Consider the following 25,333-nt stretch of genomic DNA (forward strand, 5'->3'; position numbering starts at 1 on the left):
CATGTCCATTGAGGTCCGCGCGGACGGCCCGCTGTTCGACGGGCGCGCTGCACGTGCCATGCAACACGCCTGCGACGACGCCCGCGAGGACATCGCCGAATTCGCTGAGGAGCACGTGCTCAGCCTGATGGGCGCCGCGTTCAAGAACCCGACCGGCTACTACGAGTCCCGCGTGAAGACCGAGCGGGTCTCGGCGGACACGTCCCGCGTCCACGACTCCGGCGTCGTGTACGGGCCCTGGCTGGAGGGAGTCGGGTCCCGTAACTACCCGGTCACGCGCTTCAAGGGCTACAAGCACTGGCAGCGCACCAAGCAGCTTGTCCGCGCACGCGGCCGTCAGATCGCCGAGCGAGCCGTACAGCGGCGTCTCCCGGAGATGAGGTGACCCGGTGGCCCTGCAGATCACCACGATTCTCGACACGGTCGTCTCTCACGCCATGGCTTCCGGGCACTTCGAGCGCGTCAATCAGCATGAGCCCGAGAACCCGCCGGGCCACGGGCTTTCCGCTGCCGTGTGGGTGGACGACCTGGTGCCCACTCGCTCCGGGCTCGGCACAACGAGCGCGGTCCTGATCCTCAACGTGCGGATCTTCTCGAGCATGCAGACCGAGCCAGCCGACGCCATCGACCCGAACATGCTCGCCGCCGTCGACGACCTGTTCCGCGCGTACATCGGCGACTTCCAGCTCGGCGGCTCCTCCGATGTGCGGCACGTCGACGTGAGAGGCGCCTACGGCCAGCCGATGCGGGCGCGCGCCGGCTACATCGGGCAGGACGACGCCCAGTACCGCGTCATGACGATCACGCTGCCAGTCGTGGTCAACGACCTATGGGATGAGGTGGCCTAGGTGGCAAAGCAGTCCGGGCTCGGCGATGCGCTGTTCATCGCGGGCTACGACCTCAGCGGGGACATCGGCGCCGTCAGCAACATCGGCGGCGGCCCGGCGGTCCAGGACGTGACGGGCATTGACAAGAGCGCAATGGAGCGGATCGGGCTGGTGCGCGACGGCCGACTGCAGATGAGCACGTTCTTCAACCCGGCCACCGACCGGGCTCACTCGCGGTTCAAGACTCTGCCGACCAGCGACGTGATCCTCACGTACTGCCGTGGCACGACGCTCGGCAACCCGTCGGCGTGCCTCGCCGCCAAGCAGCTCAACTACGACGGCACCCGAGCCGACAGCGGCGAGTTCACGTTCACCGTCGACGCACAGGGCTCCGGCTACGGCCTGGAGTGGGGACGGCAGATGACGGCCGGGAAGCGCACGGACACCAGCGCCACCAACGGGTCCTCGGTGGACTTCGGTACCGGATCCACCGCCTTCGGGCTGCAGGCTTACCTGCACGTGTTCGCGTTCACAGGCACCAGCGTGACCGTGAAGCTACAGGAGTCCAGCGACGACGGATCAGGCGACGCCTGGGCCGACGTGACCGGCGGCGCGTTCACCGCAGCTACCGGCATCACCTCCGAGCGGATCGCTACGTCGTCCAGCCAGACCATCGAGCGATACCTGCGCGTGGTCACGACCGGCACGTTCTCCGAAGCGGTGTTCGCCGTGACCGTCAACCGCAACGACATCGCGACAGCGTTCTAAGGGGCCTGCCATGCGTGAACTGAACCGAGCCGACCGGCTGTACCTCGCCCCGGGCGCCTACCAGACGTACAGCATCGACCAGCCGCGAGACACCCTCGTTCGCGCGGCGTGCGAGCAGGTGGGCTGTGCAGCGTGGCTGCACGGCTGGGAGTCGACCATCGACGAGACCACCAACCTCGGCAAGCGGCAGGCGGCCTACATCCGGCAGACGTCCGGCCGCACGTTCCGCGAGCAGAAGACGGCCGCCGGCCTGACCGTGTTCCGCTTCGACAGCCGCCAGCGGTGCTTCGCCGACCACAAGACGCGGCCCGAGCTGTACGCGGTGCGGGACGGGGACTGGCGCGGCAACCCCACCGGCAGGATCCGCCAACACACCAGGGCCCAGGACTGGGTGGAGGACTTCGGCGAGCACCAGCTCCGACTCGTCGACCAGCAGGACAAGGGGTGAGCCGTGAGCGAATCTAAGCGCTGGCGCCTTGAGATTGGCGGCGAGGACTTCACCGCCGACTGCGATGAACTCGACTTCAATAGCCCGGCCCTGGTGTACGACGTGCCGCACGACGACGGACGCGCACAGCGGAGGGTCCTCGGACCTCGGGGCTTCGCAATCACGCTGTCAGGCCCGAGCGAGCGGCTGCGCGCACTGGTAGACGGCGGCAGTCAGATCCACCCGCTCACGCTCACGTTCGGCGATCAGGCGATCCCAGTGCAAGTCCAGTTCCACGAGGAGTGGGTCGAGCGCAACGGGGTCCGTAAGGTGTTCGGCTGCCTTGCGGCCAGCCGAGACCGCGAGCCCAAGTGGGTCACAGAAAGGCAGGCGCCTAGAAAGCAGGGGAATTCGACAGGAGGTGAGTCAAGTGGCTAAGGAATTCACTAGAATTGTGCCATGCAGCCTGACTCAAGACGGTGCACCAAGTGCGCCGTCGACAAGCCCCTGTCTGAATTCTCCAAGGCGCCTCGCGGCAAGTACGGCCGCAAGTCGTCTTGCAAGCAGTGCGACGCCGCCCGCCACGCCGCTAACTTCGTTCCCAAGCCGCGTCGCGCCCTGCGGCCAGCCCCGAGCCTCGACACCCCCAAGACCTGCCGCAAGTGCGGTGTCATCAAGGCCCTGGCCGACTTCAGCCTCGCCCGCAAAGCCACAGAGACGACGAACCCGGTCTACCGCAGCCACTGCAAGGAATGCTGCTCGGAGCGGGCACGGAAGTGGTTCGAGGATAACTCTGAGCGGGCCAACGAAAATCGACGTCGGTGGAACCTGCAGAACAACTACGGTCTCTCTGTCGCCGAGTACAACGCGCTGCTGCGAGAGCAGGGAGGGGTGTGCGCTGTATGCGGCCGGGATGAGCCGAACGCGCACGGGCGCACCGGTAAACAATTCAGGCTGGCGGTCGATCACTGTCACAAGACTGGCGTCGTGCGCGGTCTGCTCTGCCAAAAATGCAACCGAGCCATCGGCCTGCTGGACGATGACCCGGTCCTCATGCGCAAGGCCATCAGCTATCTGCTGCGGCAGCGCGCGAAACCAGTTCAGTAAGGGAGGGCAGCTACTGCCCTCCTCTCAGCAGGGAGGGCAGTAGCCTTGGCCAAAGAGTCCGGATTGGGCTGGTCGGTGTGCTCGGTTGACGATGCGTCAGGCACCGCCAGGGCGATCAAAAACGACATCACCAACCTGCAGTTCGCTACGCCGCGGGCTGTTCAGGACGTGACCGGTATCGACAAGTCCGCCATGGAGCGACTGCTCCTGCTCGCCGACTTTTCGGTCACCCTGAACGGTGTCTTCAACGATGCGGCGAACCAGTCGCACGACGTGTTCAAGACCGTGCCGTCGACCTCGGTGGCGCGCACCGTGACGCTCACCGTCTCGGGACAGACCCTCGCTAACGAGTGCCTGTTCACGGACTACCCGCTCACTCGCAGCGACTCTGGTGAACTCACGTTCGCGGTTCCTGGGGTGCTTTCGGACGGATCTGTCCCGACTTGGGCTTGATCAATAACTGTCAGAAGGGGGCCTGACGTGGGCTACCGTCGCGAGAAGAAGCGCATCAACCTCACTTTCGACGAGCCGCACGAGTTCGCCGGCTTGCAGGTCACGCTGCGGTCGATGAACCTGCGGGAGTACCTGGAGGTCATCGGCCTGGGCGAAGTCGACGCCAGTGGCATCGCCGACCAGCTGCAGCGGTTCGCCGACTCACTCATCAGCTGGAACCTCGAAGACGAGGACGGCAACGCGGTCCCGGCTACGGCGGAGTCGGTGTACGAGCAGGACCAGGACTTCGTGCTGAAGATCGCCGCTGCGTGGATGGACGCCATGGCCGGGGTGCCGGCCCCTTTGGAGCAGAGCTCGCCCGATGGCGAGCCGTCCCTGGAGGCGTCGATTCCCATGGAAACCCTGTCGTCGAGCCTCGTGAGCTGACTTACGCACGCACGGTGCTGGGCCTGTGCGAACGCTTCGGATGCCTGCCCAGCCAGCTCCTAGCCGAGGACGCCTCCCTGTGGAGGCTCCTCCGCATCGAAAAGCTCGGCACCCCGGAGGGAGGTAGCGGTGGCGAATGACATCTCGATCAGCGTCCGGGTCAACAACCAGACACAGTCTGGGCTGGCCGCCGTCAACCAGTCCCTCCGGCAGCTTCGACAGCGCGCCAGCGACAGCGGCCAGGCCCTCACCGCGCTGACGGCGCGGGCGACGGCTGCCGCTGTCGCACTCCGAGCCCTGGCCGAAGCAGCCGAGCGTGCCTCGCGTGAGCTGCGGACCCTTCGCGGACGAGCCGCCGCTGCCGCAGCAGCCATGAGCGAGCTCCGGGACGGCATGACCGGCGCCAACAACTCGCTCCGCACCATGAACACGCGGCTCCAGAGCGCAGACGGACGCCTGGGCACCATGTCCGACCGCACGCGCTCACTGCGCTCGGACATGGACGACCTCGACAGTAGCCTCCGCCGCGCCGGCGCCGCCATGGGCGGCCTGCGGGGCAGTCTCGGCACGCTCCGCACCTCCAGTGCCTCCGCCGGCGACGGCATGAACGCCCTGCGCACAGCAGCAATCGCCTTGTCCCCGGCCCTGATCCCCGTGGCCGCAGCCGCGGTACCGATCGCCGCAGCTGTTGGAGCCGCCGGGGCGGCCGTGATGGCATTCGGTGTCGCCCTCATCCCGCAGATCAAGGCGTTGGCGGAGGCGTCCCAGGCGGAGAAGAAGTACACCGAGGCCGTGGAGGAGCACGGGCGCGCCTCGGACCAGGCGGTGAAAGCGGAGACGGCGTACCTCCGTGAGGTGTCCAAACTGCCGCCCGCCACCCGCGAGGCGGCTGCAGCGTTCTCGGTGCTGAAGGACGAGTTCAAGGGCTGGTCCACCGAGCTGTCGGGCAGCACGATGCCCGTGGCCACCAAGAGTTTCGCGCTCTTCTCGGGCCTTCTCCAGAAGATGACGCCGTTGGCGCAGGGGGCGAGCGCCGAGCTGAGCCGTCTGATGACGGTCCTGGCGGGTGGTGTGGAGTCGGCCGGCTTCGAGGCGTTCATGAAGCGGTTCGCGGAGTTCGCCTCGGGGGCGCTGCGTAAGGCCACCGACGGCCTGATCCATTTCATGCGGGTCATGAGTGGTGGGGCGGGGTCCGGCGCTTTCGCGGAGTTCATGGACTATGTGAGAGAGGTCGGCCCGGCTGTCGCTGACACGCTGGGGAACCTCGGGCGTGCGCTGGCCAACCTGGTGGTCGCAGCGTCTGATGTCGGCGTCGGCATGCTGGCAGCCGTCAACGCGTTCGCCCGGCTCATCGACGCGATCCCGGCCGAGGCGCTCAGCATGCTGCTGCAGTTCGCGATCGCTTTCAAGGCCGTCAAGCTGGCTATCGCGGGCGTTGCCGCCCTGGGCGGGCTGCTAGCGGCGTTCCGTGTGCAGATCACTGCCATGGCCGCTGCGGCTGTGGGGGCGTCCGGCACACTCGGCACGTTGACCGCAGCGTTCGGTGCGCTTTCCGTTGGTGCGAGGGCTGCGCTCATTGCCACGGGTATCGGTGCAATTGTCGTTGTGCTTTCGCAGTTGTCGCAGGTGGGACGGCAGGCGCCCGCTGATCTGGACAAAATGGCGGGCTCCTTGCGGGACTTCGCCCAGGGCGGGAAGCTCTCCGGCGAGGCCGCCCGCATGCTCGGCAAGGACTTCGGAGAGCTTGAGCTCAGCCTGCGGACCCTGGCACGCCCGTCGAACCGTGAAAGCCTCCAGCAGATGCTCGTGTCCTGGACCGGCTTCGACTCCACCCCTTTCTCTGTGGCAAAGGAACAGATCGACGCCCTCGACAAGGGGCTCGCGTCGCTGGTGAAGTCGGGTAACGCGGAGCTGGCGAGTGCCGCGTTCGATCGTGTGGCTGCGGCGATGGAGAAGCAGGGGTTGACGGGAGGCGAGCTGCGGGCCCAGCTCGACGATTACAAGTCCGCCCTCGCCGACCTCAAGTTCGAGCAGCAGATGATCGCCGAGAGTATGGGGCTCTTCGGGCAGCAGGCGCTGTCGGTGAAGGAGAAGCTCGATGCGCAGAAGGCCAGCACGGACGGCCTGCGCGGTGCGATCCAGGCCCTGAACGATGTCCACCGGCAAGCACTTGGCGGAATGATCGGGTTCGAGGCCGCTATCGACGCTGCTGCGAAGTCGGCGAAGGAGAACGCGGGCGCTCTGAACATGGTGGGTGGCCGGTTGGACCTCAATACGGAGAAAGCGCGGAGTGCGGCTTCCGCGTTGACGGACCTTGCCGCAAAGACCGACGAAGCTGCCGCGGCAGCCCGCCAGAACGGCCAGTCATGGGCAACGGTCAACGGTATCTACACGCGCGGTAGGCAGAAGTTGATCGAGGCCGCGGTGCAGATGGGTCTGACCAGGAGAGAGGCGGCGTCGCTGGCTGCGCAGATCCTGAAGACCCCGGACAAGACCGCTCGGCTGCGCGGCAACATGGAAGACCTGCAGGCCAAGCTGAACCGGGCGAAGGCGCAGCTGTCGAAGGTGCCGGACTCGCGCAAGGCGCGGATTCGCGCGGAAATCCGGGAGCTTGAGGCAGCGATCGCCCGCGCCCGTTCCCAGCTCAACAGCGTCCACGACAAGACCGTGAGGATCACTACCGTCTTCATCACCAAGCACGGAACCGTCGGGCACCCGAAGGGCTCTGGCGGCCGGGAGATGGCGACCGGTGGTGTCGTCGGTGCAGCGGGTGGCGGCCCGAGGTCGCGGCTCACTCTGGTGGGTGAGCAGGGTCCGGAGCTGGTGCAGCTTGCCCCCGGGTCCACGGTCAGGTCGAACCCGGACTCGCGTCGGCTGGTGGGGGATGCGCGCGGCGGATCGGCGCCCGCGGTGCTGGAGATCCGCTCGTCAGGGTCGCGGCTTGACGACTTGCTGCTGGAGATCCTCCGTAAGTCCGTCCGGGTCCGCGGTGGCAACGTTCAGCTCGTGCTCGGCGGAAAGGAGCTCTGACGTGGCGTTCCCTCAGACCCCCCTGGACACTCGGGTTGAGCTGCTGATTGACGGCGCGTGGACGAGCATCACGTCCGATGTGTACAGCCGGGATGAGATCAGGATTAGCCGCGGCCGGGCTGACGAGTCGCGGCAGGTTGAGCCGTCCCGTTGCACGTTCACGTTGGACAACCGCACGGGCAAGTACAGTCCCCGGAACCCGAGCGGTACTTACTACGGGAAGATCGGCCGCAACACCCCGGTACGGGTCAGTGTCCACGAGGGTACGCCGTACATGGCCATCAACGACTCCTCCGGGGACCGGGCCAGCACACCGGACGCCGCAGCACTGGACATCACCGGCGACATCGACCTCCGCGCCGAGGCACGCCTGTACGACTGGATGAGCACCACCGAGCAGACCCTCATCGGCAAGTTCAACATCACCGGCAACCAGCGCTCCTATCGCCTGATCACGAAGAGCGGCCGGCTGCAGTTCGGCTGGTCAACGACAGGCGCGGACTTCAACGAAGAGGTGTCCGACCCGCTGCCCGTCACGGCCACGGGGCGCATGGCCGTCCGTGCGACTCTCGACGTCAACAACGGCGCGGGCGGCCACACGGTGACGTTCTACTGGTCCGACTCGATCTCGGGGACGTGGACACAACTGGGCGACCCCATCACTTTCGGCGGCGTCACCAGCATCTTCGCGAGCACCGCGCCCCTGGACGTCGGCGAGATCCAGAACCTGGGCTACGCCGCACCCACGGGTGAGATCTACGCCGCCCAGGTTCTCGACGGCATCGCCGGCTCCGCGGTAGCCATTCCCGACTTCACCGCCCAGACAGCCGGCGCCAGCAGTTTCGCGGACGGCGCCGGCCGCACGTGGACCCTGGCTGGGGATGCGGAGATCACGAAACGGAAAGTCCGCTTCATCGGCGAGGTCACCGCTTGGCCCATGCGCGCCGACCCTAGCGGCACCGACACCTACACCCAGGTCGAGGCCTCCGGGATCCTGCGCCGACTGGGACAGGGTCAGCAGCAGCTGGAGTCCACGCTACGCCGTCGCATACCCACCGATCCCGACCTGCTCGCCTACTGGCCCCTCGAGGAGGAGTCCGGCGCCACCCGAGGGTACTCACCCATCCCCGGAGTCAACACGTTCCGACCGACCGGCACGATGACCTGGGCAGCCGACGACAACCTGCCCGGATCCAAGGCCCTGCCCACGTTCAGCACAGGCTGCCACATCACCGCGTCGGCCCCCGCCCCAGCCTCCGCGGCGAACGCATACCAGGTCGAGTTCATGGTGAAGCTGCCGAACTCGATCAGCGTGGACACGACGCTCCTCGACATCCACACGAGCGGCACCTCAGTCGCAAAGATCCGCATCATGGTGTCCGCGGCCGGCTACATGGAGATGCAGGCCGTCGACTCCTTCGACACCGGCGTCCTCACCCTCGGGCAGAACGACACCGGCATGTATGGGACCTGGCGCCGGTTCCAGATCCTCCACGAGAACGCGGGCGCCAACAACCGGATCACCCTGTCGGTCTACTCGGTCGACGATGACGTCACCACGATCAACGGCACCTACGCGGGCGCGGCCTCAGACATCGGACGCGTCACCCGCATCAGCAACACCTTCGCCGCCGCCCTCGACGGCACCGCCCTCGGCCACATCTCCGTCTTCAACACGGCTGACAGCAGCATCTACACAGGTGCCGCGGACGGCTACGCCGGCGATACCGCCATCGCGCGGATCCGTCGCCTCACCGAGGAGGAGGACCAGACCTTCACCTACCTGGACGGCGACGTCGACATCGAATCGGAGCAGGTGGGGGCCCAGCGGCCGGACATTTTCCTCGATCTCCTGCGGGAGGCCGCTGAAGCCGACCACGGGATCCTGTACGAGGACCGTAACCGGCTCGGCCTCCGCTACCGCGACCGGTGCTCTCTCTACGGGCAGACCGTCACCGCGTCTCTCACGTACTCAACGGACCTCATGGCGCCACTGGACCCGGTCGACGACGACCAGAACACCGTCAACGACCAGACCGTCACCCGCGTGGGCGGCTCGTCGGCGCGGTACGTCCTCGAGTCCGGCAGCATGTCGGTGCAGTCCCCGCCCGACGGGGCCGGCCGGTACGACCAGCAGACCACCCTCAACCTGTACCAGGACGACCAGACAGACCACCACGCCGCCTGGCTGGTGCACGTGGGCACCGTCGATGAGGCCCGGTACCCGGTCGTCAACCTCGGCCTGCAGGCCGCACCCAGCATCATCGACGACGTGGCCGAGCTGGACTCTGGCATGCGGATGCAGATCACGGGCACGCCGTCCCGCTTCCCGCCGGGCAACATTGATCTACTGGTGCAGGGCTACATGGAGACGCTGTCTCAGTACCAGTGGGACATCCAACTCAACTGCACGCCTGCGTCTCCGTACACGATCGCCATCGCGGATGACACCAGCTACGGCCGGGCGGATACGGACGGCTCCGAGTTGCTGTCGGGCATCACGTCCTCGGCGACCAGCATGACCGTGTACGCGACCGATGGCGAAAACTGGACTCAGTCCAGCTCAGAGTTCCCCTTCGATGTGCTCATGGGAGGGGAGCGGATCACCGTCACCGACATCACGGGTGCTGGTGAGGACGATTTCTCCACGAACCAGACCGACACGTGGGGGAGTGCCGACGTCGGGGGCTCCTGGGTGAACAACGGTGGCGCCTCGACTGATTACGACGTGGCGTCTGGGCGCGGCACTCATCTGATGACGTCGGTCAACACGTCCCGCCGCTCGTCTCTGACCGCGGTGAGCGCAGACGCCGACCTGTACGTGGAGTGCGCGACCAGCGCCACGGCCACGGGGCAGTCGATCTGCATGGGGCTTATGGCGCGTGCGATCGACATCGACAACATGTACATGGCCCGCCTCGAGTTCACCACGGCCCAGGCCGTCATCCTGTCGATCCGGGAACGCGTGGCCGCGGTCGAGATGCAGCTTGCCACGTACACGCTCGCCGGGGTGACGCACGCGGCGGACACCTACATCTCGGTGCGGTTCAAGCTCGAGGGCACGTCGCTGTACGCGAAGGCGTGGCCGACGACAGGCCGGGAGCCGCGCCTCTGGCAGCTACAGACGACCGACTCATCCCTGACCGCGGCGAACCGGTACGGGGTCCGCTCAATCCTCGTCACCGGCAACACGAACGTGAACCCGATCATGCGCTACGACAACTTCAACGTCCTCAACCCGTGCGTCATGTCCGTCACCCGCAGCGTGAATGGCGTCACCAAGGCGCACTCGGCTGGCGCGGACGTGCGCCTCTACCAGCCCGCGATAGCGGCACTCTAGGGAGGGATCATGGCGTTCTTGGCGGGCGAGAGGATCACCGCGGCCCGGTTGAACAGGCTCCAGACCGTCGTTTACTACGCCAACGCCAGCTCGAACCTGGCGGGCGCGGCATCGGACAGCGATGTGCCCGGCGCCACGGTCACGTTCAGTACAACGGTGGCGAACGCCGTCTACGTGGCGCGCGCGACGTTCGACATCGACCTCACAGGCGCCACGACGAGCACCGGGTTCGGCCGGCTCAACGTCGACGGCACCAATCAGTCGCAGCTCGCCGTGTTCGCTGCCGAGGTGGCCACCGACCGGGCCACCGTCTCTCAGACCTACAACGGAACCCTGTCCACCGCAGGCTCGCACACGCTCAAGCTCGTCGGCAGCCCCGTCGCCAACCAGACGATCATCGCCGCGTCGACGACGCTCACCATCGAGATCTACGAGGTGGCGTGATGGCCCGCCCTCCCGCCGACCGCATCATGCGGTACCGGCTCACCACCGCCGACGTCACCGCAATCGAGGCGCAGCGTGCCGCCCACCCCGACCTGTGGCGCGGCAACCCCGTGCAGGTAGGCCAGGCCTGCGCTGCGATCGCCGTCGGCCTCACCGCTGAGGGCCTGTCGCTGCGCGTGCTCCTCGACGGCACCGACACCCTCTGGATCCCCGCCTCCGACGAAGGCGACGTGAACGGCACCTGGCACTGGCCCCGTGCTGCGGGCGGCCTCGGCCGCCGAGACCCACTCAGAGCAGAAGGAGGCCGATGATGGCTGCCCCGATGACCGCCGACCAGTTCATAGCCGCCCTGCGTGCTGCTGGGGTACGCGTTGCCGAGGTCGGCAACTGGCGTACCCACAACCGGAATCACATGGGCCCTTGGGGTCCGGTGCACGGCGCGATGATTCACCACACCGTCACCAAGGGCACGGCCAACACCGTCGCGATCGTCCGTGACGGCTACTCGGGCCTGCCTGGACCGCTGTGCCACGGCATGCCCGCCAAGGACGGCACTGTCCACCTCATCGGCTACGGCCGCGTCAACCACGCCGGCCTCGGCGACGACGACGTGCTCGCCGCGGTCCAGGCCGAGAGCGCCCTGCCTGCGGACAACGAGGCCAACACCGACGGCAATCGGCACTTCTACGGGTTCGAGTGCGAGAACCTCGGCGACGGCAAAGACCCCTGGCCTGAGGTGCAGCTCGAGGCGATGGCCCGCTCCGCCGCCGCGATCTGCCGGTTCCACGGCTGGACCGCCGCCAGCGTCATCGGCCACAAGGAATGGCAGCCCGGGAAGTCCGACCCGACGTTCGACATGGGCGCCTTCCGCGCGCGCGTTCAGCGACTCCTCGACGACTGGGCCGCCCCTGCCGAACCGCCCCGCGTCCGCCGCTGGTACACGGTCAAGTCAGGTGACACCTGGGAAGACGTGCTCGCCGCAACGCAGTCGTCGAGCGCCCGACTGGTCCGCCTCAATGGGCTGATCCACGTCGGCCAGAACATCCAGTACTAGGAGACAGCCATGAACGTCACCCTCGACAAGGCCTATTGGATCGGCCTGGTCATCTCTGTCGTCCTGCCGGTCCTGGTCGGGCTGGTCACCACTCGGGTCACGCACGCCGGCGTCAAGGCTGTGCTGCTGCTGGCGCTGTCTGGCGTCAACGGGTTCCTCGTCGAGTACGCCGCCGCGGGGCCCGGCTATGACGTCGGTACTGCGGTCGTGCTGTCGCTCGTCGCGTTCGCTGTGGGTGTGCTCTCCCACTTCGGCCTGTGGAAGCCCACTGGGGTCAGCGGTAAGGCGCAGGATTCGCTGATCACCAGCGGTTCGCCGCGGAGCGTGTAGTGCGGTGCCGTGCGGCCCGGCTGATCCGATACCAGCTGGGCCGGCGCGGGGCGATCCTCTCCTGTTACGGCATCGTGTGGATGCTGATCGGCTGGGGGCAGATCGTGCAGCCGCAGCCCGACCAGCGCGGCATCAGACTGCTGCTCGCGCTGTGGCCACTGAACGTGTGGGGCTGGTTTTGGATCGCTGCCGGTCTGATAGCGCTTGTGTGTGCGTGGGCTCCGCCGGGCCGTGACGCTGCTGGTTTCGCCGCCCTGGTACTGATCGTGGTGCCGTGGATGGCGACCTACCTCGCTTCCTGGCTGCTCGGGGACTATCCCCGCGGCTGGGCGGCGGCAGCGGTTTGGACGGCTATCACCGTCCCCATCATGGTGGTGCTGGGGTGGCCGGAGCCGCCCCGCCGTAAAAGAGCGGATCCCCCTTATGAATGCTGAGACCTGGGCGTCGATCGGAGTGTCGGCAGCGACTGCGGTGTGTGGGGTGTGGGCGGCGAGGTCCGCTCGGCGGACTCCTCGGCAGGAGAAGCGGGATGATTTCACGATCGTCACGAACCGCATGGACCGGGACCTCAAGCGGCAGGACCGGCGGATCTGCGGCTTGGAGGCGGAGTCTCTTCGGCAGGCCGAGCAGATCAGCGACCAGGCCCTCGCTCTCGACTGGCTCATGTCCCGGCTGCGGGACGTGACGGCGTTCATTCGCCGGGGCGGTCAGGAGCCGCCTGCGCCGCGGCCGATCCCGGAGCGGGCACGGCAGTACATCCACCACATCGACATGTGAGAACTGGAGTTCTACAGTCCCCGCTTGCCAGCCCACCCGGCCGGCGGCGGGGGCTTCTTCGTGTCCCCCTCCCGGGCGTATCACTCGGGATACACTCTTCATATCCCGAGTGACAAAGCGTCCCTGACGAGACATCAAGGAGAGTGATGGACGGAGCGGTAGAAAACGTCAGCCGAGTGCCCGTCGAGATCCGCAACGCGTGGGCGGCCCGCCACGGTGAAGCAGCCGCCGCCCGACTCGTGGAAGCGGAGGACTTCGCCGACGCCATCAAGCAGGCGACGGTGCCGCCCAACACGAGCGACACCTACGCCAAGGGCTGGAAGGTCTGGGAACGGTTCTGCGCTACGCAAGGGCTCCCGACGACCGAAGGAAGCCGCGGCGCCCTCGTCGCCTACGTCGCGTGGATGCTCCGCGAAGGCCGACAAAGCCCCGGCCCCGGCGGCGTCCTCGGCTACGCGCCCGCCTCCGCCCACTCCCACCTCACCGCCGTCATCGTCGGCCTCCGGGAATGCGGCCACCCCGTCAGCAAGGACGCCCACTCCGAAGCCCGCGCCCGGCTCGAGGGCATCGCCACCAAGCTCGCCCAGGCAAAGGAACGGCGAGGCCGCGGCAAGGCTCCGGCAGCCGACATCGACAACCTGCACCGCATCGCCGCCGCTTGCGACGACAGCCTCACTGGCAAGCGGGACCTGGCGCTCATCCTGACCGGCTTCCACTTCGCATCCCGGGCCTCCGAGATCTCCGGCCTGCTGCTCGCCGACATCACCCAGCACGCCCGCGGCATGAAGGTCGCCGTCGTTACCGGCAAGACGAAGCGCTCCGTCCGTACCGTCGCCGTCCCCTACAACAACGACGAGCCGCAGATCTGCGCCGTCCGGGCCTGGGAGCGCTGGCTCGACGCCTACGGGGCCACCGGCCCGACCGCGCCCGCCTTCCCCCGCATCGACCGATGGGGTCACATCGGCGACCGCCTGGCGCCCGACTCTGTCACCGCGGCCGTCGCCCGCGTCGCTCAGCGATGCGGCGTACCCATCCGCTGGACGGGGCACAGTCTCCGGTCCGGCCTAGCCACCGAGGGCCGGAAAAACGGGAAGGACGCCGTGAACATCGCCCGGCAAGGCGGGTGGGCACCGAACAGCAAGGCCATGCTTGGCTACATGCAGCTGGCCGACGAGTGGGACGACAACGCTGCAGCCGGCCTGCGCCGGACGGACCGCTAGCAGCTAGGGGAAGAACGGTATGCGCTGGGCGGTCCCGCCGGTCCGGTCGGAACCTGATTGCTTGCTTCCGCGGGGCGCAGCAGGCTGTTATCACTATGCTGCGCAACGTGAAGAGCCGTAAGCCCAGGGCCCCCCGGGACCGCGCGCCGCGGAACCCCGAGGGGCGGTGCGCCATCTGTCGCGAGTCGCTCGCTGGCCTCCCATCGGAGGTGAGTAGGTCCCGCAAGCCCTGCCACAGTTCGTGTTTGGAACGCGCCCGCCTCGCCGGGCAACGGTCAGCGGCGCCGCCCACGCCGATCGGGCCTCGCCCCTCGAAGGCCAAGCCTGAAGAACGCGGCCCTGGGACACCTTCGCGCTACCCGGGAAAGTGTCCCATGTGCAAGAAGTCGTACCCGGTAAAGGCGCTGGTCACGAAGATCTTCGCCGGCTGGGCCCATACCGCATGCGTGTTCCCGCCCGGCACCTTGCGCGCCCCAGGCGCGGTTGGCGCGTTCGAGGCCAACCGACAGGCCGTGCTGTCCGGCGAGACGTTCCGCAGCCGTGCACGTTCCACATGGCGTCTCGGCTCCTCACCCTCCCGCGGCAGGCCCTGAAGGGAGAGGACGACTCCACCTGGCACCCCGCCCGCTGTCGGCGCCCATGCCACACTGGCCGCACATCATCCGCGTCTGCTGGCTGCAGTCGCACCGGACCCGCCCGTCGGCCCCACCCGGGGACAGCGACCGACGGGCGGAGGCGCGTCAGCCCTCCGGGTGCCGCACGATCCGCTTCAGCTCCCGCTCGACCTCGTACCGGTTCTCCCCGGTGGCCTCGGCGTGCGCGGTGACCGCAGCCTGCACGGCGAGGGCGGTGTCGGGGGTCAGCGCGCCGGCCTGGATCTCCGCCCAGGCGGCCGTCTCGAGCGCGATCAGGTCGTCGGTCAGTTCGATAGCCACGCCCGGATCCTACGCCGCCCCCTGCTGTACGATTGACGGCGCAATCGGGAATTCGTTCGCATATGTCAAGGTTGCTACCGATATGGACCTTGCGAAGGAAGGAGCGGCGTTGACCTGCCCGTACCTCGTCACCCGCGAGTTCGGCACCGACAACCTGGGCCGCCCCCTCTGGGCGCACGGCTACCCCTGCGACCAGCCCATAGCCGACGACGACGCCTGCACAGACCACCTCACGGAAGCCGCAGGCCTCTCGCCGCGGCAGATCCTCCCGCGCGCCTAGGCCGCGAGCCACCGCTCAAAGACACGCTCCCGCTCCTGCGCCTCAGCGAACTCCACGACCAGCCGGTGGTAGCGCGCCTTCTCCTCGGACGACAGGGCGCCCCGTGACCACAAGGCGCGGATCTCTGCGTTCACCTCATCCGCGGTGCGCTCACCGATCATGCCGACAGGCTACGCCCCGCCACTGTCAGCAGGTCGGCCGGAGACGAACGTCCCCTTGTTTGGCATCGTCACCACCAGGCCGCGGTCCCGCAGCTCCCGCACGGCCCGCCGCGCGGTACCGGGCGCCACACCGTACTGCGCGCCCATGTCCCGTTCATTCGGCAGCCGCGCCCCATACGGGAGCCGGCCGGAGCGGATGTCCTGCTCCACCGCGTCAGCCACGCGCAGGTACACGTACTCAAAGGGCTCGGGGCTCATGGCCGGAACGTATGGCGCTGCTGGGCGCCGGATATTGGTAGGTGGCTCCATGGTGCACCATGGGGCGGTATGTAGCGGTAGCCTCTGAGCAGGAGAAACCCCCGCAGCCGTGTCGTCGGCCCGGGGGTGCGGTCAACCTGGTGAAGAGGTCAACATGCCAGATTGTAGAGACGCCACCACTGCCAGCGAAGGGCGCGGACCGGCCACGCGCGCCTTACGCGCCACCTCCCACGCAGTCCTCACCGCCTACCGCGCATTCATCGCCCACGTCAGCGGCTGTGCCGACTGCCGGACCACGGGCCGCGACTGCAAGCAGGCCGGCGAACTGCGGGCAGCGTGGCGGGCCGCCAAGCAGGCCGCCACCGCATGACCCCGCCCGCCCCGGAGCGGCGGCCCGGGGCGGGCGGAATGACCGCTCGCGCAGGTCAGGTGGGCGTTCAGTGGCAACGTTACTGATCCGTAATTCAGGAGCACTGACGTGAACGCTCGTTACGCAACTAGGTTGATAAAGCCACCGCCAGTCACTCGTCTGGCGGTATGGGCCCGTCTGCGAGGAGGTCGGTCAGCGAGATGCGCAGCGCGCGAGCGAGTCGCAGCAGGTGGCTGATCTTTGCGTCGTTAGAGCCGGCCTCGATCTGCTGAAGCGTTGTCCGTGAGATCCCGGCGAGCTCGACGAGCTCTTCCTGGGTGAGGTTCCGCCACATGCGGATGTCCCGGACGCGCAGACCGATGGCGCGGCGGATGGCGTCGATCCAGGCCTGGTCGTCAGGGGCGGGGCGGTGCACTCCGTCAACGCTCAGGCCCCATGATCATTTTGTCAGCACGGGATTCCGGGCTTTATTTGATCTTGGTCCGGGGTAAGCGACGTCGCGGGACATGTGACACATGTCACGCAAAGTAAGAGCTCGGCGGGTGGGATTCCCGCTCCGCCGGGGCCCGGATCTGCCCCTCTTGCGGATCACGGGCTGAGCGCCCCGAGGCTGTAGACGGCAGTCGACGGGCGTAGGGCCGGGGTGAGGGCGGTCAGGAACCCCCCAGGGGACGCCCTCCCCCGGCCCGCTCCCACTGGGAGAAGTGGGAGACGAACTGGGAGATGATCAAGCCGAGCAGGCTCGACCATCCTCCAATACTCTCTAGAAATCTCTAGGCGTCGTCACTCGAACTGGCCCGCGTTCGGCTCCAGGACGCCGAAGCCCACGAGGGCGAACAGGAGCAGACCGAGGATGATGCGGTAGATCACGAACGGCATGAAGCTCTTGGTGGTGATGAACTTCATGAACCACGCGATCACCGCGTAGCCCACGACGAACGCGATCACCGTGGCGAAGATCGTCGGACCCCAGGAGACGTGACCGCCCTCGGCCGCGTCCTTCAGCTCGAACACACCGGAGGCCAGCACCGCCGGAATGGCGAGCAGGAAGGAGTAACGGGCCGCGGCCTCACGGGTGTAGCCCATGAGGAGCCCACCACTGATCGTGGCACCGGAACGGGAGACGCCGGGGACCAGCGCCATGGCCTGACAGACACCGAAGATCAGGCCGTCCTTCACGGACAGCTCCTGGAGCGTCTTGCGCTGTACGGCCGCCCGGTGCCGGCCGCCCTCCTCGTCGCGGGCCGCGAGGCGGTCGGCGACACCGAGGACGATGCCCATCACGATCAGCATGGTGGCCGTGAGCCGGAGATCACGGAACGGACCCTCGATCTGGTCCTTGAGCGTGACACCCAGCACACCGATCGGAATCGAGCCGATGATGACCAGCCACCCCATCTGGGCGTCGTGGTTACCGCGCATCGACTTGTCGACCAGGGACCGGGACCACGCCGAGATGATGCGTCCGATGTCCTTGCGGAAGTAGATCAGGACGGCCGCTTCGGTGCCGATCTGGGTGATGGCGGTGAACGCGGCGCCCGGGTCGGTCCAGCCCGCGAACGCGGCGGTGAGCCGCAGGTGCGCGCTGGACGAGATGGGCAGGAACTCGGTCAGCCCCTGGACGAGTCCGAGAATGAACGATTCGAACCAACTCATGGGGCGTGGCCATCCCGGAATTCATCGAGCCCATGGGGCGGTGTACACATACGGATACGGTCGGCGACTGATCGACTGCCGACCGGTCCGCAGCGTACCGTCCCGAGGTGACGGCGTGTCGGGCAGGTACCGCGCTCCGCATCCGGTATGGCGTCAGCGACCGCTCAGCCGCCGCCTGCTGCGCCAGGCGACCGCTGCCGCCGCCAGGCCCGTCACCACGATGAAGCCCGAAGCGGCGAGGAAGACCGGCGAGGTGGGCGACGAGGCGCTGCTCCCCGCGAGCACGTACGCCGCGGTGTTCGGGACGGTGCCCAGGGCCGTGGCCGACAGGAAGGCCGGCCAGCCCATCCGGGACACCGCCGCACAGTAGTTGGCCGCGGCGAACGGCACCCCCGGGAACAGCCGGATCGCCAGCATCGACCGGAAACCGTGCCGGCTCAGCTGCCCGTCCGCGGCCTCCAGCCACCGCCCCCGCACCAGGGGACGCAACGCGTCCTGTCCCAGCACCCGGCCGAGACCGAACGAGATCCCCGCGCCCAGCACCGTACCGGCGACGGCGGCCGCAAGGCCCGGACCGGACCCGAAGAGGGCGCCCGCCGCCAGATTGAGCAGCGGGCGCGGTACGAACGCCGCGACGCACAGGCCGTACGCGAGGCCGAACAGCGCCACCGCGCCCGCGCCCTCGAACTGCACCGGCCAGCCGTCCGCGAGCAGCCGCTGCGGCTCGTACAGCAGCACGGCCGACACGGCGGCCACGAGCACGGAGACGAGCAGCGCGAACCGTGCCCACGGCGACAGCAGTGCCCGGGTGCAGCGCAGGGCGAGCGTCGCGGAGGGCTGGGGAGAGGGCTCGAACATCCCGGCGAGAGTAACCGACGGGGGTGAACGTTCGCCGTAACGTGGGTCGCAGGGAGGTGACCGCATGACCGTCGTCGAAGGGTCCGGGAGTCCGCTGGCGGACACCGTCATGGAACGGCTCACCCGGGCCTATCCGGCGGCCGGTGATCCGCAGCGGGCGGCCGAGGCGGCCGCGTACATGAAGCACGTCGCGCCGTTCCTCGGCATCCGCACACCGGAGCGGCGTGCGCTCTCCCGCACCGTGCTGGTCGGGCTGCCGCGCCCCGGTGAGGCGGACTGCACGGCGATCGCGCTCCGCTGCTGGCGACTGCCCGAGCGCGAGTACCACTACTTCGCCGTGGACTACCTGCGCCGCCACGCGAACCGCTGCGGCTCCGGATTCCTCCCCGTGGTGCGCCGGCTGATCACGGACGTGCCCTGGTGGGACACGGTCGACCTGCTCGCCGCGCACGTCGTCGGGCCGCTGGTCGCCGCGGCCCCGGCGCTCCGGCGCGACATGGACGCGTGGATCGAGGACGACGACCTCTGGATCGCCCGCGCCGCGCTGCTGCACCAGCTGCGCTACAAGGAGTCCACCGACGCGGGCCGGCTCTTCGGCTACTGCCTGCGCAGGTCCGGGCATCCCGACTTCTTCATCCGCAAGGCCATCGGCTGGAGCCTGCGCGAGTACGCCAAGACCGACCCGGAAGCCGTCCGCGACTTCGTGGAGCGTCACCGCGACCGGCTGGCGCCCCTCTCCGTGCGCGAGGCACTGAAGAACCTCTGAGCGGAGGGGCCGCGGGCCGGCGGGCCTTCGGCAGGGGCGCCCCGCCCGCAACCGCCGTGCCGTGCACACGTTGTGAAAACCATTCGACACCCCACCGGCCGGCGGGCGAGGATCGGTGCATGTTCCGGTACGCCTTCGTCGCAGCGCCGTCCGCAGTCGCGGATGCGCCGAAGGCTGCCGCCGTTTTCCTGGACGGCGCACGAAGCTGACCCTTCCCGGACCGTCCGGTGGACCCCACAGGGGGAGGGTCGGCAAGGCCCGGGGGTCCCTCACCGCTTCGTGTTCCAGGAAGGAACCATGCCCAAGACGGCATACGTGCGCACCAAGCCGCACCTCAACATCGGCACCATGGGCCACGTCGACCACGGCAAGACCACCCTCACCGCAGCCATCACCAAGGTCCTCAGCGACCGGGGATCCGGCACGTTCGTTCCCTTCGAGCGCATCGACCGCGCCCCCGAGGAGGCGCAGCGCGGCATCACCATCAACATCGCGCACGTCGAGTACGAGACCGGAACCCGGCACTACGCCCACGTGGACATGCCCGGCCACGCCGACTACATCAAGAACATGGTCACCGGAGCGGCACAGCTCGACGGGGCGATCCTCGTCGTCTCCGCGCTCGACGGGATCATGCCGCAGACCGCCGAGCACGTGCTCCTGGCCCGTCAGGTCGGCGTCGACCACATCGTCGTCGCTCTCAACAAGGCCGACGCCGGCGACCCGGAACTGACCGACCTGGTCGAGCTGGAGGTGCGCGAACTGCTCACCGCGCACGGATACGGCGGTGACGCCGTGCCCGTCGTCCGGGTCTCCGGGCTCGGGGCGCTGGAGGGCGACCCGCGCTGGACCGGCGCGATCGAGGCGCTCCTCGACGCCGTGGACACCTATGTGCCGACGCCCGTGCGCTATACGGACGCGCCGTTCCTGCTGCCCGTGGAGAACGTGCTCACCATCACCGGACGCGGCACGGTGGTCACCGGGGCGGTGGAGCGCGGCACCGTACGGGTCGGCGACGCCGTGGAGGTGCCGGGGGCGGACGTCACCACCGTCGTCACCGGCCTGGAGACCTTCGGCAAGCCGATGGAATCCGCGGAGGCGGGCGACAACGTGGCGCTGCTGCTCCGCGGAGTGGCGCGCGACACCGTCCGCCGGGGCCATGTCGTGGCGGCGCCCGGCAGCATCACCCCGCGCCGGCGCTTCTCGGCGCAGGTGTATCTGCTGTCCGGGCGCGAGGGCGGGCGCACCACCGCGGTGTCCACCGGGTACCGCCCGCAGTTCTACATCCGCACTGCGGACGTCGTCGGCGACATCGACCTCGGCGAGGCCGCCGTGGCCCGGCCCGGGGAGACGGTCGACCTGATCGTGGAACTGGGCCGTGAGATGCCGCTGGAGCCCGGCCTCGGCTTCGCGATCCGCGAGGGCGGACGCACCGTGGGCGCGGGCACGGTGACCGAGGTGTTCTGACCGGACCGGACCGGACCGGACGGGACCGGACCGGACCGGGCGACGGGCGGCGGCCTGCCGGGTGCGGCGACCGGTGTCCGGCCGGGGCGCGTGGCATTCCGGCCGGACACGCGGTGTGCCGGCCACGTCGGCGCGGCCGGCCGCCCGGACTGCGCCGCTGGGCGTGCCCGCAGGGCCCGCGCAGAGCCCCGCACGGCGGGTCAGCCACCACGTCGGCGCGGCCCGGCCGCCCGGGTGCCGCGGCCCGGTGTGCCCCGCAGAGCCCCGCACGGCGGATTCACGCCCGCGGGCGGAGCGGCGACGGGCCCGTACGCGCCCGCCACGGCGCTCCCGCGCGGGGCGGCGTGGCGGCGCGGGACAATGGGGCGGTGAACGACCCGATACCTGTCGTCCGGACCGTCGACCAGGGCACCGCGAAGCTCATGCCCGATGTGGACCGTCCCAGGGCCTGGCTGCTCACCGTGGACGGCGCGCCCCAGTCATACGTGGACCTGGACGAGCCCGCACATCTGGAGTTCGAGTACGCGCAGCGGCTCGCGCATGTCCTCGACTGCGCCGCCCCCGAGGGCCGCCCGCTCGACGTACTGCACCTCGGGGGAGGTGCGCTGGCCCTGCCGCGCTACGTGGCGGTCACCCGGCCCGGCTCCCGCCAGGACGTCGTCGAAGCCGACCGCGCCCTCCTCGGCCTCGTGGCAGAGCATCTGCCGCTGCCCGAGGACTCAGGGGTGACCGTGCACGCGGCGGATGCCCGCGCGTGGACCGAGGCAGCGCCGGCGAACACCGTCGACGTGCTGATCGCCGACGTCTTCGGCGGATCGCGCGTGCCGGCTCATCTGACGTCCGTCGAGTACGCGCGGGCCGCCGCCCGGGTGCTGCGGGCGGACGGTGTGTACGCGGCCAACCTCGCCGACGGGGCGCCGTTCGGCTTCCTGCGGTCGCAAGTGGCCACGTTCGCAGAAGTGTTCACGGAACTGGCGCTGATCGCCGAACCGTCCGTCCTGCGCGGCAGACGGTTCGGCAACGCGGTGCTGCTCGCCTCGCGCGCGCCCCTGGACATCGCGGAACTGGCCCGGCGCAGCGCCTCCGACGCCTTCCCGGCCCGTGTCGAGCACGGGCCGGGGCTGCGGCGGTTCACCGCCGGGGCCCGCCCGGTGCACGACACGGACGCGAGCCCCTCACCCGAGCCGCCCGACGGGGCCTTCAGCATCGGCTGACCGCTCCTCGCCGGACTTCCCCGGCGAGGGCCGCGCCGGTCCCGTGAGGGGCGGCCCGTCCGGACGCCGCGTCAGGTTCCGCACGTCCGGTACGAAGAGCACGGCGGCCGTCACCACGACCACCAGTGAGGCGCAGCCCCACAGGGCCGGGGTCCGGCCGACGAGGCCCTCCACGGGTCCGGCCACGGCGGTCGCGACGGGCAGCATCGCCGTCGAACCGAACCAGTCGTAGGCCGCGACCCGGGACATCTTCTCCTCGGGGATCTCCTGGTGCAGCGCGGTCATCCAGGAGACCCCGAACACCTCGATCGACACCCCGCTGACGAACATCACGGCTGCCAGGGCCGCAGTCGGCAACGGCACGGCGAGCCCTGCGGAGGGCAGGGCGAGGGGGAAGACGCACAGCGTCCCGGCCAGCAGCAGCCGGCGGGGCTTCCAGCGGATCATGAGCAGGGCGCCGCACAGCGTGCCGACGCCGAACGCCGCGAGGGCGAGTCCCCATGGCCCGGCGCCGCCCAGTTCGTCGCGGGCGACCAGCGGCCCGTACACCGACTCCGCTGCACCGACGACCGCCACGACCACCGAGAACTGGGCCACGATCGCCCACAGCCAGGGGCGCCCGGTGAACTCCCGCCAGCCGTCCCGGAGATCGGCGAGCATTCCGCCGCCCGGGGTGCGCTCCGGTATGTGGCCCACGTCGAGGAACGCGCGGAGCGTGCCTGCCACGGCGAAGGCGGCGGCATCGACGGCGAGCACCCAGCCGGGCCCCATCGCGGCGATCATCGCACCGCCGAGCGCGGCCCCGCCGATCCCGGCGCCGTGCATGGCCATCCGGAACAGCGCGAATGCGCGCCCCGCCTGCTCTCCGGTGACGCTGGACATCAGCATGCCCTCGGCGGCGGGATTGAAGAACGCCTGGCCGGTGCCGCACAGCGCGCTGAGCAGCATCATCTGCCAGAGCTCCGCCTCGCCGGCCAGGACGAGCATGGCGAAGACGCCCTGCGACAGGCAGTTGAGCGCGTTCGCGGCGACCATCACCCGGTGCCTGGGCACCCGGTCGGCAATGGCGCCGCCGATCAGCAGGAACAGGACGAGTGGCAGCGTACGGGCGGCCGCCACCAGGCCGACGTCGCCACCGTCGCCGCCCGCCTGGAGCACCGCGAAGGCGGACGCGATCAGCGCTCCGTGGGTGCCGAGATTGGTGACGACCGCCGCGGCGGTCAGCAGTGTGTAGTTGCGTCCCGCCCAGACGGGGCGGCGGAAGCGCGGCGGGGCGGAGGCCGGGGAACTCACCCGGGGACTATCGCCGCCCCCACCACGTCGTGCAAACCGTTCCGGCCGGCGTCGCATCCGCGCCGGCCGGAACGATACGTCAGGAGCTGGCCGGCGGGCCGATCAGCCGCAGCGATCCGACGACCTTCTGGATGGTCGCGTCCGGGACCTCGCCGGACACACCGGTCGCCGCGTACAGGACCCAGGCGGCGTAGTCACCGTTCTGCGCCTTGAAGCCGAAGGAGGCCGCCTTGCCGTCGCTGTCGCACTTGCCCTTCTTGGCGACACCGACCGCCTTGGCCGTGGCGAAGCTGCCCTGGAGGCCCGAGGTCGTGGTGAACGGCTTGGCCTTGACGGCTTTGATCTTGCCCTTCTCCGGCTGGGCGAACGCGGCGTAGGCCCATGCCTGCGCCTGGGTCTCGGCGACCTCGTCGGTGCTCTTGGCGCCGTTCGCGCCCTTGGTCCCGACACCCGCGAGCTCGGAGGTCTCCTCGTAGCCGTCCTTGTCGGAGTCCTGCGTGCACCACTTGCTCTTGTAGTACGCGGGCGCCGTCATGGCGACCATCATCCCGAGGTCGTCCGGCTTCGTGGCGTCCCCGAAACCGCTGACGGTGCCCTTGGACGACACCTCCCAGTCCGCCGGCACGTCGAACGCCGTGCCGTAGCGGGGGTTGACCACGACCTTCCAGCCCGCGACGACCGGCTTGATCTCGGCTCCGCCGCGCGGATTGTCGCCGGCGGCGGGGGAGGAGGCGTCCGGGGAGGCCGGGGCGGAAGCGGTCGGCTTCGCCACGACCGGGGGCTGGTCCTGGTCCTCCTTCAGTACGAGGACACCGGTGATGACGGCCGCGGCGACGACCGCGGCGGCAGCGACGACGGCCACGACGGCCGTCTTCTTCCGGTTGCCCTGCCCCGGCTGCGGCGGCCCCGGGACCGCGTACTGCGGCACGGTCGGCTGCTGGTACGGGTTCGGCTGCTGGTACGTGTCCGGCTGCGAACCAGGCTGTTGCTGGTACGGGTTGGGCTGCTGGTACCCCTGCTGCTGATAGGGGTTCGGCTGCTGGTACCCCGGCTGCTGGTACGGGTTCGCTTGCTGGTCCTGCGGGTTCTGCTCGCCCCCGGGCGGCTGCTGTCCTGGCCACATGGCCGACAACGATAGAGGGGGCCTCCGACGGCTGCTACGGCCGGTCCCGCCTGCAACAGCCCTGCAACGGGGTTGCGACGGACCCGCGACGTCGGCGGGTCGGCCCAAGGGGAGGCGAGGAGGGGTGGGACCTCACCGTCGTCGTCGCCGTAGCGGGCCTGCGGCCGGGGATGGCCAACGCTGCTACTCGTGGGTAACAATGCGGGGCATGAGCGCAGACCAGATGTCCGTCGGCGAGATGCTCGCCGCCACGGTCCCCATGGCCAGGACCCTCAAGCTGGAGTTCCTGGAGACCACGCCCGAGCGCGCGGTCGTCCGCCTGCCCGACCAGGCCGACTACCACAACCACATCGGCGGCCCGCACGCCGGTGCGATGTTCACCCTCGCGGAGTCCGCGAGCGGCGCGATCGTGATCGCCGCCTTCGGTGACCAGCTCTCCCGCGCCGTTCCGCTGGCCGTGAAGGCGGAGATCGCGTACAAGAAGCTCGCCATGGGCGTCGTCACCGCGACCGCCACCCTCGGCCGCCCGGTGGCCGACGTGGTCGCGGAACTGGACGCGGGCGGGCGCCCCGAGTTCCCGGTCGAGATCGCCATCCAGCGCGAGGACGGCGCCGTCACCGGGGAGATGACCGTCGTCTGGACGCTGCGCCCCAACGCGTAACCACCCCGTTCGCCTCCCCGGGGTAGGCTTCCCGGCGTGCGCCCTACGCGCACGCCGGGCAGCGGCACATCACACGGGAGGAACTGCC

At 69.2% G+C, this 25,333-nt stretch carries 31 protein-coding genes and 1 pseudogene; 24 read left to right on the top strand and 8 right to left on the bottom strand.

Going from position 1 to position 25,333, the window contains the following annotated elements:
* Position 1 precedes the first annotated feature (1 nt).
* The 18 genes and pseudogenes from ACZ4Z5_RS12850 to ACZ4Z5_RS12935 all read left to right on the top strand — a co-directional run bounded on the left by ACZ4Z5_RS12850 (position 2) and on the right by ACZ4Z5_RS12935 (position 14,796).
* Positions 2-385 carry a hypothetical protein gene (locus ACZ4Z5_RS12850; protein ID WP_468260842.1) on the top strand — a complete coding sequence of 128 codons (384 nt, stop codon included), beginning with the start codon at positions 2-4 and terminating at the stop codon, positions 383-385.
* A gap of 4 nt (positions 386-389) precedes the next feature.
* Positions 390-848 (top strand): hypothetical protein, encoded by a 459-nt coding sequence (locus ACZ4Z5_RS12855; RefSeq protein WP_468260845.1) that lies wholly within the window; start codon positions 390-392, stop codon positions 846-848.
* On the top strand, positions 849-1,595 hold the full coding sequence (locus ACZ4Z5_RS12860) for a hypothetical protein (protein ID WP_468260848.1): 747 nt from the start codon (positions 849-851) through the stop codon (positions 1,593-1,595).
* A gap of 10 nt (positions 1,596-1,605) precedes the next feature.
* Positions 1,606-2,043 carry a hypothetical protein gene (locus ACZ4Z5_RS12865; protein WP_468260851.1) on the top strand — a complete coding sequence of 146 codons (438 nt, stop codon included), beginning with the start codon at positions 1,606-1,608 and terminating at the stop codon, positions 2,041-2,043.
* A 3-nt stretch (positions 2,044-2,046) separates the two neighbouring features.
* Complete coding sequence (locus ACZ4Z5_RS12870; protein WP_468260854.1) at positions 2,047-2,460, top strand: hypothetical protein; 414 nt, start codon at positions 2,047-2,049, stop codon at positions 2,458-2,460.
* Positions 2,461-2,481: 21 nt separating this feature from the next.
* Entirely contained in the window at positions 2,482-3,129 is a 648-nt protein-coding gene (locus ACZ4Z5_RS12875) for an endonuclease VII domain-containing protein (RefSeq protein ID WP_468260856.1), read from the top strand.
* A gap of 45 nt (positions 3,130-3,174) precedes the next feature.
* A complete protein-coding gene (locus ACZ4Z5_RS12880; RefSeq protein WP_468260859.1) occupies positions 3,175-3,582 on the top strand; it encodes a hypothetical protein in 408 nt (135 codons plus the stop codon).
* Between the two features lie 27 nt (positions 3,583-3,609).
* Complete coding sequence (locus ACZ4Z5_RS12885; protein WP_468260861.1) at positions 3,610-4,008, top strand: hypothetical protein; 399 nt, start codon at positions 3,610-3,612, stop codon at positions 4,006-4,008.
* A 129-nt stretch (positions 4,009-4,137) separates the two neighbouring features.
* On the top strand, positions 4,138-7,038 hold the full coding sequence (locus tag ACZ4Z5_RS12890; RefSeq protein ID WP_468260863.1) for a hypothetical protein: 2,901 nt from the start codon (positions 4,138-4,140) through the stop codon (positions 7,036-7,038).
* Positions 7,039-7,201: 163 nt separating this feature from the next.
* Complete coding sequence (locus ACZ4Z5_RS12895; RefSeq protein ID WP_468260867.1) at positions 7,202-10,378, top strand: hypothetical protein; 3,177 nt, start codon at positions 7,202-7,204, stop codon at positions 10,376-10,378.
* Positions 10,379-10,387: 9 nt separating this feature from the next.
* Positions 10,388-10,822 (top strand): hypothetical protein, encoded by a 435-nt coding sequence (locus ACZ4Z5_RS12900; RefSeq protein WP_468260869.1) that lies wholly within the window; start codon positions 10,388-10,390, stop codon positions 10,820-10,822.
* A complete protein-coding gene (locus tag ACZ4Z5_RS12905) occupies positions 10,822-11,133 on the top strand; it encodes a hypothetical protein (protein ID WP_468260872.1) in 312 nt (103 codons plus the stop codon). Before ACZ4Z5_RS12900 ends, ACZ4Z5_RS12905 begins: the two co-directional genes overlap by 1 nt.
* Positions 11,133-11,714, top strand: a pseudogene (locus tag ACZ4Z5_RS12910) (N-acetylmuramoyl-L-alanine amidase); the annotation flags it as partial. The gene ACZ4Z5_RS12905 and the pseudogene ACZ4Z5_RS12910, both read left to right, overlap by 1 nt.
* A 171-nt stretch (positions 11,715-11,885) precedes the next feature.
* Positions 11,886-12,206: a hypothetical protein gene (locus tag ACZ4Z5_RS12915; protein ID WP_468260875.1), complete on the top strand. Its 321-nt coding sequence runs from the start codon at positions 11,886-11,888 to the stop codon at positions 12,204-12,206.
* A complete protein-coding gene (locus tag ACZ4Z5_RS12920; RefSeq protein ID WP_468260877.1) occupies positions 12,206-12,640 on the top strand; it encodes a hypothetical protein in 435 nt (144 codons plus the stop codon). The genes ACZ4Z5_RS12915 and ACZ4Z5_RS12920 overlap by 1 nt, the downstream gene beginning before the upstream one ends.
* Positions 12,641-12,761: 121 nt before the next feature.
* Complete coding sequence (locus ACZ4Z5_RS12925; protein WP_468260881.1) at positions 12,762-12,983, top strand: hypothetical protein; 222 nt, start codon at positions 12,762-12,764, stop codon at positions 12,981-12,983.
* 146 nt (positions 12,984-13,129) lie between these two features.
* Positions 13,130-14,203 carry a tyrosine-type recombinase/integrase gene (locus ACZ4Z5_RS12930; protein WP_468260884.1) on the top strand — a complete coding sequence of 358 codons (1,074 nt, stop codon included), beginning with the start codon at positions 13,130-13,132 and terminating at the stop codon, positions 14,201-14,203.
* 374 nt (positions 14,204-14,577) lie between these two features.
* The gene (locus tag ACZ4Z5_RS12935) at positions 14,578-14,796 is read left to right on the top strand and encodes a hypothetical protein (RefSeq protein ID WP_468260886.1); all 219 of its coding nucleotides are present in this window, start codon (positions 14,578-14,580) and stop codon (positions 14,794-14,796) included.
* A gap of 147 nt (positions 14,797-14,943) precedes the next feature.
* Here ACZ4Z5_RS12935 and ACZ4Z5_RS12940 read toward each other — a convergent pair whose 3' ends face one another.
* The gene (locus ACZ4Z5_RS12940; RefSeq protein ID WP_468260889.1) at positions 14,944-15,138 is read right to left on the bottom strand and encodes a hypothetical protein; all 195 of its coding nucleotides are present in this window, start codon (positions 15,136-15,138) and stop codon (positions 14,944-14,946) included.
* Between the two features lie 82 nt (positions 15,139-15,220).
* Here ACZ4Z5_RS12940 and ACZ4Z5_RS12945 point away from each other — a divergent pair, with 82 nt between their 5' ends.
* Positions 15,221-15,418, top strand: coding sequence for a hypothetical protein (locus tag ACZ4Z5_RS12945; protein WP_468260891.1), 198 nt, complete (start codon positions 15,221-15,223; stop codon positions 15,416-15,418).
* Here the strand turns inward: ACZ4Z5_RS12945 and ACZ4Z5_RS12950 are convergent.
* Positions 15,415-15,579, bottom strand: coding sequence for a hypothetical protein (locus ACZ4Z5_RS12950; RefSeq protein ID WP_468260893.1), 165 nt, complete (start codon positions 15,577-15,579; stop codon positions 15,415-15,417). The genes ACZ4Z5_RS12945 and ACZ4Z5_RS12950 overlap by 4 nt on opposite strands.
* A 9-nt stretch (positions 15,580-15,588) precedes the next feature.
* The gene (locus ACZ4Z5_RS12955) at positions 15,589-15,837 is read right to left on the bottom strand and encodes a GntR family transcriptional regulator (RefSeq protein WP_468260895.1); all 249 of its coding nucleotides are present in this window, start codon (positions 15,835-15,837) and stop codon (positions 15,589-15,591) included.
* A 154-nt stretch (positions 15,838-15,991) separates the two neighbouring features.
* Here ACZ4Z5_RS12955 and ACZ4Z5_RS12960 point away from each other — a divergent pair, with 154 nt between their 5' ends.
* Positions 15,992-16,207, top strand: coding sequence for a hypothetical protein (locus ACZ4Z5_RS12960; protein WP_468260898.1), 216 nt, complete (start codon positions 15,992-15,994; stop codon positions 16,205-16,207).
* A 151-nt stretch (positions 16,208-16,358) separates the two neighbouring features.
* Here ACZ4Z5_RS12960 and ACZ4Z5_RS12965 read toward each other — a convergent pair whose 3' ends face one another.
* The 3 genes from ACZ4Z5_RS12965 to ACZ4Z5_RS12975 all read right to left on the bottom strand — a co-directional run bounded on the left by ACZ4Z5_RS12965 (position 16,359) and on the right by ACZ4Z5_RS12975 (position 18,721).
* A complete protein-coding gene (locus ACZ4Z5_RS12965) occupies positions 16,359-16,622 on the bottom strand; it encodes a helix-turn-helix domain-containing protein (protein WP_468260901.1) in 264 nt (87 codons plus the stop codon).
* 368 nt (positions 16,623-16,990) lie between these two features.
* Positions 16,991-17,863 carry an undecaprenyl-diphosphate phosphatase gene (locus ACZ4Z5_RS12970; protein WP_468260904.1) on the bottom strand — a complete coding sequence of 291 codons (873 nt, stop codon included), beginning with the start codon at positions 17,861-17,863 and terminating at the stop codon, positions 16,991-16,993.
* 153 nt (positions 17,864-18,016) lie between these two features.
* On the bottom strand, positions 18,017-18,721 hold the full coding sequence (locus ACZ4Z5_RS12975) for a TVP38/TMEM64 family protein (RefSeq protein ID WP_468260906.1): 705 nt from the start codon (positions 18,719-18,721) through the stop codon (positions 18,017-18,019).
* Positions 18,722-18,785: 64 nt separating this feature from the next.
* Between ACZ4Z5_RS12975 and ACZ4Z5_RS12980 the strand changes: the two genes are divergently transcribed.
* The 3 genes from ACZ4Z5_RS12980 (at position 18,786) to ACZ4Z5_RS12990 (ending at position 22,168) form a co-directional block, all read left to right on the top strand.
* Positions 18,786-19,487 (top strand): DNA alkylation repair protein, encoded by a 702-nt coding sequence (locus ACZ4Z5_RS12980; RefSeq protein ID WP_468260909.1) that lies wholly within the window; start codon positions 18,786-18,788, stop codon positions 19,485-19,487.
* Between the two features lie 297 nt (positions 19,488-19,784).
* Positions 19,785-20,954: an elongation factor Tu gene (gene tuf / locus ACZ4Z5_RS12985; protein ID WP_468260912.1), complete on the top strand. Its 1,170-nt coding sequence runs from the start codon at positions 19,785-19,787 to the stop codon at positions 20,952-20,954.
* 368 nt (positions 20,955-21,322) lie between these two features.
* Positions 21,323-22,168, top strand: a complete 846-nt coding sequence (locus ACZ4Z5_RS12990; RefSeq protein WP_468260915.1) for a spermidine synthase — start codon at positions 21,323-21,325, stop codon at positions 22,166-22,168.
* Here the strand turns inward: ACZ4Z5_RS12990 and ACZ4Z5_RS12995 are convergent.
* Entirely contained in the window at positions 22,130-23,518 is a 1,389-nt protein-coding gene (locus ACZ4Z5_RS12995) for an MFS transporter (protein WP_468260918.1), read from the bottom strand. The genes ACZ4Z5_RS12990 and ACZ4Z5_RS12995 overlap by 39 nt on opposite strands.
* 22 nt (positions 23,519-23,540) lie before the next feature.
* Entirely contained in the window at positions 23,541-24,584 is a 1,044-nt protein-coding gene (locus tag ACZ4Z5_RS13000; protein WP_468260921.1) for a DUF8017 domain-containing protein, read from the bottom strand.
* 223 nt (positions 24,585-24,807) lie between these two features.
* On the opposite strand from ACZ4Z5_RS13000, the gene ACZ4Z5_RS13005 reads away from it, so the two are divergent.
* Positions 24,808-25,245, top strand: a complete 438-nt coding sequence (locus ACZ4Z5_RS13005) for a DUF4442 domain-containing protein (protein ID WP_468261485.1) — start codon at positions 24,808-24,810, stop codon at positions 25,243-25,245.
* Positions 25,246-25,333: the final 88 nt, after the last annotated feature.

The organism is Streptomyces sp. NPDC030222, assembly GCF_055573115.1.